The organism is Brucepastera parasyntrophica, from assembly GCF_022376835.1.
Classification (GTDB): Bacteria; Spirochaetota; Spirochaetia; order Treponematales; family Treponemataceae; genus Brucepastera; species Brucepastera parasyntrophica.
In genome coordinates this window covers 3,092,940-3,106,711 of the sequence record NZ_CP084606.1, presented here as the reverse complement: position 1 = coordinate 3,106,711, position 13,772 = coordinate 3,092,940, and the positions used below count along the sequence as shown (strand labels likewise).

Sequence of the window (13,772 nt, the reverse complement as noted above, 5' to 3'; positions counted from 1 at the left end):
ACCCGGCGGCTGACATGGTCAGGGAAATGATGCTTCTGGCAGGGGAAGCCGCGGCCCGCTTTGCCTTTAAAAATGCAATTCCCTTTCAATATGTCAGTCAGGACTCCCCTGACCTTCCAAAAGAAATTCCTGAAGGACTTGCCGGCGAATACCGCAAAAGGAGGGCCATGAAAGCCCGGAAGGTAAGCACTATTCCTGCCGACCACGCGGGGCTTGGACTTGGCATGTACAGTCAGGTCACCAGCCCCCTCAGGCGGTACGGTGATCTGGTCGCACACCAGCAGCTTCACCGTTTTTTAAAGGGAGAAGCGTTAATGAAAGGCGACCAGGTCCTTGAGCGCATCGCTGAAGGCGATCTGAGCGCCCGGGAATCCGCGCTGGCGGAACGGGAGTCAAATCTCCACTGGATTCTTGTCTTTCTGTATCTGCATCCGGAATGGACAGGGGAAGCGGTCCTGGTTGAAAAAAACAATGCAAACGGAACCATTCTCATACCGGAACTGGCAATGGAAGGGAAAATAGTTTTGACCGGTCAGGATGAGCTTAATTCCAGGTTCAGAGTCAGGGCGGCAAATATAGATATCCCCGCCCAGACAGTGGATTTTGTACCGGTATAAAATACCTCGCCCCGAATAAAAAAAGCCCATGCAAAACGCATGGGCTTAAATACAATGTAAGTGAAACTATTCGGTCTTAACTTCTTCGGAGATATTGGCTTCAGTCTCTTTATCAAAGAATTTCGCCTTATCCATCATGGGTTCAAAATTTACCGTGTCCCCGATCTGGAAAGTAATGTTAGGATCGGTGCGGACAACGACCTGCTGGGTCTTGGAAACGAGATACAAATGGGTTTCGGCGCCAAGGGGTTCCTTTACGCTTACTTTCATCTGCATGATGTTTTTGCCAGTGGCCGATTTGTGATAGTTCATATCTTCCGGACGGATACCGAAATACACTTCCTTGCCGATATAATCTTTCAGGATTTTCTGGTGTTCCGGAGTCGGGATAAGTTCAAAGGAACCTTCGTCAACCGCGATCTGACCGCCTTTTTCATGGACCTTTACCGAAAGGAAGTTCATGGGCGGAGAACCGATAAATCCCGCGACAAATTTGTTTATCGGATGATTGTACAGATACAGAGGAGAGCCAATCTGCTGGATTTTTCCGTCTTTCATAACAACAATCTTGTCACCCATGGTCATCGCTTCAATCTGGTCGTGCGTAACATAAATCATTGTCGATTTGAGCCTGTGATGCAGGTCAGAAATTTCCGCGCGCATCTGGACACGGAGTTTCGCGTCGAGGTTTGAAAGCGGTTCATCAAAAAGGAATACCTTTGGATTACGGACAATCGCGCGGCCTACGGCGACACGCTGACGCTGACCGCCTGAAAGGGCCTTCGGCTTCCGTTCGAGCAGTTTTTCAATGTCAAGGATTCTGGCAGCTTCATTAACGCGGCGTTCTATTTCTTTTTTATCTGTTTTCCTGATTTTCAGTCCGAAAGCCATGTTATCATATACGGACATATGGGGATACAGGGCATAGTTCTGGAAAACCATTGCTATATTCCGGTCTTTCGGGGGACATCGTTCATGCGCTCGCCGTCAATGAACAGATCGCCCTCTGTAATATCTTCAAGACCGGCGACCATACGGAGCGTGGTTGATTTACCGCAGCCTGACGGGCCTACGAAAACCACAAATTCCTGATCGTCTACAGTTATATTGGCGTTATCAACAGCGCGTACTCCGCCGTCATATACTTTGCCAATACCTTTCAGTTCTACTTTTGCCATAATTTGGCCTCCTGAGAGTTATCTTATCATTATTATTGTAAACCCGCTTTACGGATAAGTCAAATAAAAACAGCGGCTATTTTCTGGATAAAGGGATCAATCAGGACAAAAATAATGATAAACAGCATTGCAGGCAGATAGTTGGCTGTTTTCAGTTTCCGTAAATTAAGGAGGTTTATTCCTATCATAACAATGAAGGCGCCTCCGATTGCAGACAGTTCATTTATCATCAATTCCGAAACATAGGGCTTGATAAAGACGGAAAGAATGGTAAGGCCTCCCTGGTAGACCAGGATAGTCAGGGCCGAAAAGGCAGTCCCTATTCCCATTGCGGCCCCGAATACAATAGCCATAAACCCGTCCAGTACGGATTTTGTGTATAACAGGGTATAATCATTTTCAGTCCCGGCTTTGAATGAACCGACAATGGCCATTGCGCCGACACAAAAAAGCACGGATGCGTTCAGAAAGGCATAGGGGAAGTTGGCGTTATTTCTTTTCTGTGTTCCGGCGGGGTTTTTGTCCGCTTTTTTTACCCTTTTTTCAAGGATAAGTCCGACACGGAGTATTTTCCCGTCTATATCCAGTTTTGAACCGATCAGCCCGCCAAGGATCAGGGAAAGAGTCATATAAATGATATTCTGAGTGGCGAAAGCCATCTGGAAACCTATCACGAGTGTCACCACTCCGGCCCCGGAGCATATAACGTCGGATATTTCTTCGGATATTTTGCCCGCGAAAAGCATTCCGATCAGAGAGCCTGCTATTACTGTTATACAATTTACTATTGTTCCAAGCATCGTTTATGCGATGATACTTTCTTGGAGGACAACTGTCAATGAACCGGTTTCCGGGCCGGGAAAAATCCCGGTGAAATTTTTAGTTAAATATACAAAAAAGCTAGTGAAAAATTTATTAAAATGTGCTATCATACTGGAATGGAGTACAGGAAATGATGAAAAGAATTGTTCTGTTTTGTTTATTTCTGACCGGTGCGGTCTATTCCTTATTTTCCGCGGAATATGATATTGCGACAGTTAACAGTCTGTATTTTGATGAAAACGAGGGAATCTTCGTCGCATCACAGTTCAAAATTATTTATAATGACAAAGAAAATTCCTTTTTTTTCCATACAGAAGACCCCCTGTCAGAGGGATGGGTCGAGTTAACCACGGATGATCTCGCAAAGATGAGAAAAGCCCTGCAAAAATTCTTCGACTGGGAAAAAACTGCGCTGGATAATAAGGTTATTCTTGATGAAAGAAGCATTCCGGATTCGGAAATAGAATCAAAGGTAATCTGGAGGTTCGGGGATGTCTGGTTTTCCGGCGACGGCCTGAAAACAAATTTTTCCTTTTTTTCACAGACGGAAAAGCGGCACCAGCTGGTTATTTCATCAAACCAGATAATGTCGCCTCCCCCGCTGGTTTCAGATTTCAGGCTTAAAACATTTTATCTGGACAGTATGGACGCGAAGGCCCTTTATGACGGAATAAGCGAAGACAGGATTCAGGAAGCCGTCGCCAAACATGAAACAAAGAAAAAGATAGAAACGCTTTTCAACTGAACAGTTTATACCGTTTTGCTGCTGAAACAAGAAGACCGATTCCAATCAGCGGCGGAAGCGCGAACAGATAAAAAAGCGGCAAATATCCAAGGGATTCAATGACAAAGCCTCCGGCCAGATTTCCCAGTACATTTGCCGCGCCGACCGCCACTGATGTATACAGTGTCATGCCCACAGCCAGGTTCCTGCGTGACACCCATTTGCAGACAAAAATAACCGCCGCCGGATGAAAGAGGCCGAAACCCACGGAATGGCATAACTGTCCGGCTACCGCTCCCTGGAATGAGGGAAATATGGCGTAGAGGCAGTTTCTTAAAACAATAACGGCCAGTGAAATAAGTATAATTTTTCCCGTACCCAGTTTTCTGATAAACCATCCCGAAAGGAACATAAAGGGTATTTCGACTATTGAAGCAAGGGCCCACAGACCGGCATAGGATTCAAGATGCAAAAATTCACGGACATAGAGTGAAAAAAAGCGCTGCGAGGGAACAAGGCCGAGATAACCCAAAAACACAAGCAATATGCCGAACCAGAAAACGGGTGGAAATTTCTCGAGCCAGGATTCTTCCTTTACTTCCGCGATCCCGATTATGCTGTGATTTTCCGTTTCGATGAGTGTCTCCGTAGGCCGGCGTTTCAGCAGCCCGGGGATACATACAAGGCTCAGGGAGAACAGCAGAGAGGTCAGGCCAAGCCAGAAAATAATCGAAGAAGGAACGGAAGGGTTTACCAGTTTTGAAATCTGCAAAAAGAGTGTAATACAGACAAAGCCTATGCTGCCAAAAACCCTGATCCGGCCGTATTTTTCCGTTTCGCTGCCCAAAAGCCGGTACACCAGAGCGTCCGATACGGGAATCGCGCCCTTGAACCCGACCGCATACACTATCAGAACCAGCGCGGTAAACCAGAAAGTGTTGACCGCCAGCAGAAGGGGCATAACCGCAAACATAAGTATTCCGAACAAAAGAAGGATTTGTCCGTAATTTCCCCTTTTATCTATTCTTGAACTGATAAAAATGGGGAAAAGAAGACCGGAGGCTTCGAAGAGTCCCAGAAATATTCCAATTTCTCCCGGCCCGTATCCTAATGATGACAGCAATATCGGAAGATAGGTATTTATTACCCCATAGATTGAAAATAAAAAAAAGAGGGGCGCTCCCATTTTCATATATTATATTTCTATCCCGAAAAAATATTTTACGGCAAAACCGACTAAAAATGAAACCAGAGTAACGCCAAAACAGACAAGGACCATCTCCAGAAAGTGCCGCCGGAAAGGCAGGGTTTTTGCCGTACAGAGATAGTAATTAAAGAAAAATATTATTATTACTGCAATCGCAATAGTGCATCCGAGCGCAAGAATAAAATTCCCGGTAAAAAAGAAGGGCATTACCAGTAAAATGACCGCTATTATATAGGCAATTCCCGTGTACGCCGCGGCCTTGAGCGGCGAAATATCCTTATTTTCCTCAGAACGCTGGGAAAGGTATTCTGAAGATGCCATTGACAAGGCGGCCGAAATCCCTGTTATCAGGCCCGTAACCGCGATCAGTCTTGTGTTCTGGAAGGCGAAAGTAAAACCGGCAAGGGCGCCTGTAAGCTCGACAAGGGCATCATTCAGGCCAAGGACAATGGAACCGGCATATTTTAAATGATCCTCATCAATCATTGCAATCAGACTGGCCTCATGTTCTTCTTCTTCCAGAATGATATCCTGTGTTTCCGGAAAAAACTCCAGAATTGTTTTATAGCCGTCCTGGGCATTTGCCTCATCTTTTTCCAGGCGTTTCAGGGTAAAACTCAGGCCAAGTATACGGGCAAGCAGAAAATAGAACCATACTTTCAGGCGTTCCGGTTTCAGTTTTTGACCGGTAAAACTTTCCCAGCGTTCGGCATGACGGCTTTCATCTTCGGCCATGTGTTTCATAATAAGGCGGTTTTTTTCATCCGGAATCTTTTCAAGGAGTTTTTCATATAAACAGGCGCTTGTAACTTCGTCCTGCTGGAATTTCAGAATTTTTTTCCTTGTTTCCGCTGGAATGGTTATATTCTGCATAAATAGCCTCCAAAAAATCAGGCAGATATGGTGGACACCGGAATTTCCTGTTCCTGTTCAGGAAAAAAACAACATCAGTTTTATAATAAAATACCCCGCGCTGCGAGGCGGGGTATTTTGTTCCCCCGTGGAATTGGTCTCAGGTGTTAATATCATGGAACCTTTAAAAACTAACGTTTGTATAGGTTTTTAATAAAAAAACCGCCGCTTGACGGAGGGGCATTAAACCTTCGCCATGAATAAAAGGTATCGAAAGATATGAAACCTTTCAATACCCGAGGCCCTTTTACAAAACCTGCTGATGGAATCCTTTACATCGTACTGTTTTTAAGACGCAAAGTCAAAGCTGTTAAAAAGCCGGGATCGCTTCCCTGTTCCCGCTGTAAACGGCCTGCGGATTTTCCGCAGCTTCATGTTCAAATACTTCAGGAACGGTCTCTTCAGTGAAGACCTCTGTAGTTTCTCCGCTTGAAGTATCTTCAGAATCATTGGTATTTTTTCCTCCTCCGTCCTTTTTTAATACAGGCTTGAATTCCACGTGTTCGGCAACAACCTTGACCTTACTGTAATTAGTCCCGTCGGCGCTTTTCCAGCGGTCCTGTTTCAGGCGTCCGATAACACGGATACCGCGCCCCTTGAGACAGTATTTGCCGCAGGCGTCGGCAAGGCGCGACCAGGTTTCAACATCAAAAAATGAAGTTTCCTGTTCATACTCTTCTTCCTGCCTGTAAAAACGGTTGGATGCTATGGAAAAAGTACACACCGAGGTCCCCTTTGGGGTTTCTTTTACGACTGAATCGCGTACAACATTTCCTTCAAGAATAATTGAATTGAGAGAATTCATGATTTCCTCCGGTACAATAGATATGACAGCACTGGCCCGGGGCGCCGCCGGAACAGAACTGTCAACAGTATTTATATGGAGGATTCAGTTTTTTGGCCGTTTATTTCAAAAAAAAGATTTACCGGGCTTTTTTTATAAATCCGCGAAGCTGGCTGATCTGCTCACCGACCCGGGCAGGATTCGGGCCGCCGGGCAGGTCTCTTGCCTGAACACAGGCTTCCGGGCTTAACTTTTCATAAATATCGGGACCTATCAGGGCGGAATGTTTCAACAGATTTTCAAGCGGCAATTTTACTATATCGGAAACACCGGACTGGATACATTCACGGACAATACCCGCGGCAACTTCATGTGCCGTCCTGAAAGGCAGACCTTTCCGGACAAGATAATCGGCAAGGTCCGTTGCATTCGCATAACCGCCGCCGCAGGACTCCTTCATCCGGGCGTCATTCCATTTTGCCGAAGCGATCATATGCGTGAAAATACGCACACAGGAAAAAACAGTATCATATGCATCGAAAAGATTATCTTTGTCTTCCTGCAAATCCCTGTTATATGAGAGGGGCAAACCCTTTACCATGGTAAGCAGAGCAATAAGGTCGCCGTATACCCTGCCTGTTTTTCCCCGGATGAGTTCGGCAAAGTCAGGGTTTTTTTTCTGGGGCATAATACTGGAACCGGTAGACCATTTTTCCGACAATTCAATGAATTTGAATTCCTCAGTCGACCAGAGCACTATTTCTTCGCAAAAACGGGACAAATGTGTCATCAGAATTGAAATATGGGCCGCTATTTCCAGACAGTAATCCCGGTCGCTGACCGCATCGAGGGAATTCTGAGTCAGATGGGAAAAGCCCAGTTCCTCAGCGACGGAATTCCGGTCCAGAGGAAGACCTGATCCTGCCAGAGCCCCGGAACCGAGCGGCATATAGTCAAGTCTCGCAAGAGCGTCTTCGAACCGGTTCCAGTCGCGTACAAGCATCCAGCACCATGCGCACAGGTGATGGGCAAGGGTTACGGGCTGGGCACGCTGCAAATGGGTGTATCCGGACATCAGCGTATGGGTATGTTTTTCCGCAATTTCGGACAGTGTTTCAATCAGCGTGATGAGAGAGTCCTGGAGATCGGGAATGGCTTTGCGGAGATAGAGACGTTCATCAAGCGCGATCTGGTCATTCCTGCTCCTGCCTGTATGTATTTTTTTTCCCGTGTCACCAAGACGTTCCGTCAATACCCCCTCAATAAATGAATGGATATCTTCGGCCTTCGGGTCAATGCTCAGCTTTCCCGATTCAAGTTCATAGGCTATGTCTTTCAGAGCAGCACTTATTTTTGAAGCATCTTCTTCAGGGATGATATGCTGCCGGCCAAGCATTTCGGCATGGGCAATGCTCCCGGTAATATCATCAAGGGCCATGCGTGAGTCCGCATAAATAGATGTTTCAAATTCAACAGCTTCGGCGTCAGGCCCTTCGCTGAAACGACCGTGCCACAGGGCCGCCCTTTCACCCTTCAGAATAGATGATTCGTCAGACATTTTTATTTCTTCTCCCTTGGTTGATAAATCCCCTGTATTTCACAAATATACATTCGGTGAAAATCGTTTTTTTCATAGTTCCGTATAAGCGATTTGTCCAGAAAATGTTCCGGCTGCAAATCCTGATAGTACAATTTTTTGCAGACAAGCACTACAGAAGCTTCGGCAAAGCCTATTGCTCCCGGTTTCATGGCCAGCGGAGTAATTTTGGCGGCAGAAGCCTTATCGGTATGGCGCCCGGAAGTAGTGCCGCAGATTTCAAATACTTCTTTTCTTTCTTCGGGAAAAAATGAAAAAGTTATGAGGTCTTCACGCTCAACGAATTCATAGGTATAGCGGACCGGTCTGATAACGCAGGTAACGGTCGGATGGTTCCAGAAAACCCCGAAACTGCCCCATGAGGCTGTCATCGTATTCCATTGTGAATGCCCGACCCCGTATCCGGCGGTAATAAGCATACGGTGAGTTCCTATAGATGAAAAGGGTGTAAACAGTGAATCAAGCGTTTCCTTGTCCGCGGGTGTTACATAAAAAGCATCTTCCATAAATAATAGTCTCCTATACCTGTAATATGAGCCAATTTCAAAACTCGGTTAGTTTTGAAATTGGCTTTGCAAAGATTTTTCTATTTCCTGCTTCCATATAGAAATAGAAAAATCTTTGCTTACATCTATGGGTACGATTTCAAAATTTTCTCAATTTTGAAATCGCCTCAATATAGTCAAATAATTTAAATTATTTGACTATTTCCGATTGTAAGGGTTTGTCAGGCAGGGAAGTATTATAAACTTGCCTGCCTGACAAACCCAAGTCTATGGAGTATAAGAAAAAAGGACCATTTCATGCATTTGCCGGCTCATTTTTTTCCGCTTTCCCTTCAGTTTTACTGAAAAACCATGAAATGAAGCCTCCCAAAAGCAGGGCCGCCGCGGAAACAAGTACCGAAACAGCATCCCCGGGAAGACCCGGAAAAACCGGCAGAACGGAACCTATAACAAGTCCGAGTATAATACAGTAAGTATGGACGGGGACCCGAGCCAGAAGGAAGCGGACAAAGCCGGCGCCAATCAGAAGGCCTGATAAAATGCCAAGGGCCAGCGGAACCAGCAGAGGAATATTAAAATCAGACAATGCCCGGATTACGGAACGGTAACCGCCTATTATTAACAGAATAAGAGAACCTGATATGCCGGGGATAATCATTGCTATTGCGCCTATAAAGCCAAAAAGAAACATCAGAAAAAACGCAGATACCGAAAGTTCCGTGATGACTGTTTCCGAAGAGACGCCAGCGTATCTGTTAATGAAAAACATGGCTGCCATTACTCCGATACCGCAGGCTATCAGGGCAAATGAAAGCGGCGTAAAGCGCTCTCCTTTTGCGCGTTTTCCAATAAAGGGGATGCTTCCCAGAATAATACCTATAAAAAAGAAGGCGGTCGGGACCGGATATGAATCAAAAAGCCAGGTAATCAGCCGGGCAAAGACAAATACCCCGACAAGAATTCCAAGGATCAAAAGCAGGATAAAAAGCCAGTCTTTCAGTATCTTTTTTATATTCAGGGTTATAATATTTATTAACCGGTCATATACATTGAAGACAACCGCAATTGTTCCCCCGGAAACACCGGGAATAACATTCGCGATACCAAGAATTATTCCGATACAAAAAGTTTTAATATACTGCATTATCCGACAGTATCATATTCGGAATAAAAAAAAAAGACCGGTTTACATACCGGTCTTATAAAGAGGCAGATTATTGAGCCAATTTTGAAATCGCCTCTATTTATTGCGCAATATACGCGCCGAAGATCCAGCCGGCCGGTTCAACTACGCGGTACCAGTGTGTGGTGACCCCGTCAATTGTATCGGTTTCGGCGGTACGTCCATTAATATCAACGATAGTCCCGTCGGAAATCTGTGTAACAACAACAGTATTAGCCAGTCCGGGGGCATTTCTGACATTGATATTGGCCCCGTCTATGTCTGAAATTATTGCCTCATAAATATCGACATCGTTTATGGTGAAAATAGGTAATTCAACCTTTGCATATTTGGCGAGTTCAGTTTCTATCAAGTCCCTGAATGCACTGGAAATTTTCGACGCATTACCGAGAAGTTCTTTTTTTACAACTTCCTGGGTACTGGTATCCATGGCGATCTTGTACATGCGCATGGCCCGGGCATCGGTCAGGGAGGTGTTCACGGCTTCTTTTTTTACATATTTTTCAGTAACAACAGGTGTCCTCATTCCGTCAAGATAGGCGCTTATACACCAGTAATCACTACTCAGATTATAATCGTGTACCCCGACAATGGTATACTTCGGAATAAGCTGGGAAGTAGGAGAAGCCATATCGGGCTTGCTGTACAGAACAACATCATCGCCGGTAATAACAGCCGGTCTTGCCGAAGGCGCAAGAAAAAGGTCCTGTATCCAGTATTCTTTGCCGTCGTCCAGTTTAATATGATAAAATTCGCGTTCCTGATTATCACTGCTCCGGATGGCTGCCTTTTTTTCAGGGGTCAATATTTCCGTCCCGGAGGAATCCTTGCTGACAGTGAAAAAACTCTGCACCTCATCCCCGATCCGAGCCAGCGAAACATTTTTTACATGAGTCTCATCTGTTGCTTCCCACAGGGCTACCTTATCGCTCAAAACTACAGCAGGCTTGGTACTTTCCTTCGGTTCTTCAGTTTTCCGGCATGAAGACAGTCCGGCGATAATCAGCATGCATAAAATAATTGCCATCTGTGTCAGGGTCTTTCTCACTCTTTTCTCCTTGATTGAACTACAACAGATGTTGTGGTGTCTGTAAATTCTTTACTGCAAAATTATAACACAGCTCCGGCCTTTTGTCCTTTAAAATCATTAAAACATTCAAAAAAAAGCGCAGGAACCCAATAGGCTTCCTGCGCTTCCGTTCACCTTACCCGAAGGTAAAACGACGATTATTACAAATATCCAAGATAGGTCATTGCGGAAACATCCAGCGTGACCGGCGAAGAGGTGTTGACGGACGAACCGGTTATATAGCATTGACCGGTGTCCCAGTCAATAACAAAGAAATAAAGGTTCTGGGCAGCGGAGGAGGATATAACCAGAGACCAGACCCCCGGGGCAAAGACGGTTGCAGTAACTCCAGGAACTATGGCAGACGATGCTCCCGACATTATATCATTGATGGTTATAGGCTGGGTAAGGGCCATAACTGAGGCGTCCAGTGCTGACGACCCGTTTTTTACCGTACCGTTAACGGTACGGGTGTTTACGGCTATGTCCCCAAGACTTATATTGCCAACATCCTGATCCGAGACGCTCCGCGTTACTCCTGAGTTAACTACAAGATATTCAAACTCTGACTCCCCTGCGAAAATGTAGAAGGAAACGGTGGATGCGGAAACCGACGCAGGCAGGCTTATTGACCAGGAGCCGTCCGTATTAACCTTAGAATTCGAAGCCTGTTTTCCGTTTACATCGGCCCCAACGCCTACAAAGAAGGGACGCTCCTGTTCATTGTCGAAAAGAACCGAGGAGACGGTCCCGCTCAGGGTTATGTTTCCCCAGTTGAGCGCCAGGGTTATCCCGCTCATATTCTGATTATGAACCGTGAGACTGCCGGTACGGGAGAAATCGCCGCTGTTTGTATCCGCATACACTTCGTAATAAATTACTGTTGACGAAGAGAAGGCTGGAATCGTACAGGACCAGGAACCGTCCGCCGAGTTAACCGGGGAATAAGCGAGATTATTGTTAAGTCCGGCATCGCTGTAAAATTGTATATATGCATAATTGATGCCGTCCGGAAGGTTTACCGTACCGTCCAGGTCTATGGAACTCCAGTTGAAGGGCCCGACAGAGATGCCGGAAACAGAGCCGCCCGACACATTAACGGGGGTATCCACATACCGGTAGAACCAATTCCCTGAACTGTCTTCTTCGACCGCAAGCTCCAGATAAACAGCCGTAAGAGACGCCGATTTTGGAATGGTTATGCTCCAGCTTCCGTTGGTCAGATTAGCCTGGGTTTCGCCAAGGTAATTATTAAGATAACTGTCTGCGTAAACCCCTATCCAGGCTTCCGATGCGGTAATCCCGGTCAGGTTGACGGTCCCGCTCAGGGTAATGACCTGCGGTTGGCTTACCGTAATGGTATAAGGACCGGAATCCCATCGATCACTTGAATAAACAAGATAGGGATGCCCGGCCTGAAGATCATAGGTAATACGGGAATTATAGCCTTCCCCGCCGTCGTCATCATAAATAAGCACGGACCCGTCAAGGCCGTCTACCAGATACATATAGGTGTCGATGTCATCGCTTTTCGCATCAAATGTAAAGGCGCCGGCTGTTTCGGGGATAAAGAGGACAACGTATCCGTTTGTATAGAGTTCCGTTACCGCTCCAAGCGTAACGCCTCCAAGATTCAGGGCTATGCCGCTGACATTGGTATCCCGCACAGTCGCGGTTTCTGAAAGCAGCACATCATAGATACCGGAACCTGTGTCAACTGAAACGGCGAAACTGACTTTCGTATCAACGTCAAAGGGTGTAATGTTCGCCGTCCAGGAATTGTCCTGAGTATCAATAGCCGCGGTTCCAATATAATTGCCGTCGTCATCATACATATCCATTGAATCCGAATCGAGGGTCAGGCCGTTTGTGTTCACCGTTCCGCTCAGGGTAATGGCGCCGGACGCGAACGGACCGATGGCAATGCCGGAAACACTTGTGTTATACACGCTTACCGGATCGGCCTTTTTCCTGTCCGCATAACCGCCGCCGTTCAGTTCAATGTACACGTCAAAATAGACATTTGTTGCGGAGGTAAAGGCGGGAACCTTAACACTCCAGGTTCCGTCTGTCTGGACTTCCCCATACCCAAGCCAGACGTTCCGGTCCGCGTCGGCATATACTTCTACTTCGGCATAGACAGAATCATAGCCTGTAAGGTCCACCGTGCCGCTCAGATTGATCAGCGTAAAGGGCCCGAAGTTGATATTCTGAACGCTTTCATTATGAACCGTTACCGGAGCCGCCTTAAGATACAAATCCTCGCCGGAGGCTGTATAGATATAAATTTCGGGATACATTTCCTGGGCAACAGGAAGAGCCAGGAAAAACATGCTCCAGGTTCCGTCCGCCAGGTCAACTTCAACCCAATCAAGCCAGTTCCAGTAGTTTGGATCCTCATAAAAGCTGATCTCAACGTAATTGACGTCGAGGCCGGTAAGGTCCACTGTGCCGCTTAAGATTATGGTGTTTTTAAAGTCCTCGGAGGTAATGGTATAGGACGCCTCTGTTTCCATATTCGAGTAAATATGAACCACTTCCGTGCGGTACGCGCCTTCGGCATTTGTTGCCAGGTATATCCTCATAAGGTAAAAACCGGGAGCCACCGCGAGGGTGTCCGCCGGGTCGGAGAGTAAATCGGCGCTGGTTACCAGGGAGTAGTCACTCAGTTTAAGGAGTTGCAGTGAAGCATACGAAACATGGGAGGGATAACTGACCGAATAGGTAAAGTAACCGTTCCCGGCGTTCTGAGCGGCGCTTATGTCTATGGAAACGGATTTGGCGCTTCCCGCGCTTATGGTTTCGGTTACAGTGTTCGCGGCGGCGGGATATTCCGTGCCGTTAATCATAACATAGCCGGTGGCCGTTATGTCCCAGGTTGCCGGTTCAAGCTCGACCACGGCGCTGTTTTTCCCGGTCAGGGTTATATCACTCTGGGTGGGAAGGCCGTCGGACACAAAAGACAGAACGTATTTTGTAAAGGCCTGCTTCGGGAGCAGGGTGCGCGAACTGTCCCCGGTCCCAATGGAAAGGCTCAGCTTCCCCTTCGAGCTGTCCTGAGAAATTCCATCCGGCGTGCTTATAAGGGGGTTCATACAGCCCGCGAGAACTACCAGGGCGAGCAGAATACCGTATATTCCGAATCGTTTAATTGAATATTTCATTTTTCGTCC

At 46.5% G+C, this 13,772-nt stretch carries 11 protein-coding genes and 1 pseudogene; 2 read left to right on the top strand and 10 right to left on the bottom strand.

Translation table 11 applies throughout. From position 1 onward, the window contains the following. Positions 1-14: 14 nt before the first annotated feature. Positions 15-617, top strand: a complete 603-nt coding sequence (locus tag K7I13_RS14900; protein WP_255946887.1) for an RNB domain-containing ribonuclease — start codon at positions 15-17, stop codon at positions 615-617. Between the two features lie 66 nt (positions 618-683). Here K7I13_RS14900 and K7I13_RS14895 read toward each other — a convergent pair. After that, a pseudogene (locus K7I13_RS14895) lies at positions 684-1,795 on the bottom strand (ABC transporter ATP-binding protein). Between the two features lie 59 nt (positions 1,796-1,854). Further along, on the bottom strand, positions 1,855-2,595 hold the full coding sequence (locus K7I13_RS14890; RefSeq protein ID WP_255946886.1) for a DUF554 domain-containing protein: 741 nt from the start codon (positions 2,593-2,595) through the stop codon (positions 1,855-1,857). A 152-nt stretch (positions 2,596-2,747) separates the two neighbouring features. Here K7I13_RS14890 and K7I13_RS14885 point away from each other — a divergent pair, with 152 nt between their 5' ends. Further along, the gene (locus K7I13_RS14885) at positions 2,748-3,362 is read left to right on the top strand and encodes a hypothetical protein (RefSeq protein WP_255946885.1); all 615 of its coding nucleotides are present in this window, start codon (positions 2,748-2,750) and stop codon (positions 3,360-3,362) included. On the opposite strand, the gene K7I13_RS14880 is transcribed toward K7I13_RS14885, so the two are convergent. From K7I13_RS14880 to K7I13_RS14845, 8 genes are all read right to left on the bottom strand, one after another. After that, a complete protein-coding gene (locus K7I13_RS14880) occupies positions 3,355-4,533 on the bottom strand; it encodes an MFS transporter (protein WP_255946884.1) in 1,179 nt (392 codons plus the stop codon). The two genes, K7I13_RS14885 and K7I13_RS14880, sit on opposite strands and share 8 nt — an antisense overlap. 3 nt (positions 4,534-4,536) lie before the next feature. Next, positions 4,537-5,421: a VIT1/CCC1 transporter family protein gene (locus tag K7I13_RS14875; RefSeq protein WP_255946883.1), complete on the bottom strand. Its 885-nt coding sequence runs from the start codon at positions 5,419-5,421 to the stop codon at positions 4,537-4,539. 349 nt (positions 5,422-5,770) lie between these two features. After that, the gene (locus K7I13_RS14870) at positions 5,771-6,265 is read right to left on the bottom strand and encodes a single-stranded DNA-binding protein (RefSeq protein WP_255946882.1); all 495 of its coding nucleotides are present in this window, start codon (positions 6,263-6,265) and stop codon (positions 5,771-5,773) included. A 118-nt stretch (positions 6,266-6,383) separates the two neighbouring features. After that, a complete protein-coding gene (gene argH / locus K7I13_RS14865) occupies positions 6,384-7,802 on the bottom strand; it encodes an argininosuccinate lyase (RefSeq protein WP_255946880.1) in 1,419 nt (472 codons plus the stop codon). A 2-nt stretch (positions 7,803-7,804) separates the two neighbouring features. Continuing rightward, positions 7,805-8,347: a flavin reductase gene (locus K7I13_RS14860; RefSeq protein WP_255946879.1), complete on the bottom strand. Its 543-nt coding sequence runs from the start codon at positions 8,345-8,347 to the stop codon at positions 7,805-7,807. Positions 8,348-8,642: 295 nt separating this feature from the next. Continuing rightward, positions 8,643-9,491 (bottom strand): DUF368 domain-containing protein, encoded by an 849-nt coding sequence (locus tag K7I13_RS14855; protein ID WP_255946878.1) that lies wholly within the window; start codon positions 9,489-9,491, stop codon positions 8,643-8,645. Between the two features lie 100 nt (positions 9,492-9,591). After that, complete coding sequence (locus K7I13_RS14850; RefSeq protein WP_255946877.1) at positions 9,592-10,578, bottom strand: SH3 domain-containing protein; 987 nt, start codon at positions 10,576-10,578, stop codon at positions 9,592-9,594. 182 nt (positions 10,579-10,760) lie between these two features. Beyond that, positions 10,761-13,763, bottom strand: coding sequence for a hypothetical protein (locus tag K7I13_RS14845; protein ID WP_255946876.1), 3,003 nt, complete (start codon positions 13,761-13,763; stop codon positions 10,761-10,763). Between the last annotated feature and the right edge of the window lie 9 nt (positions 13,764-13,772).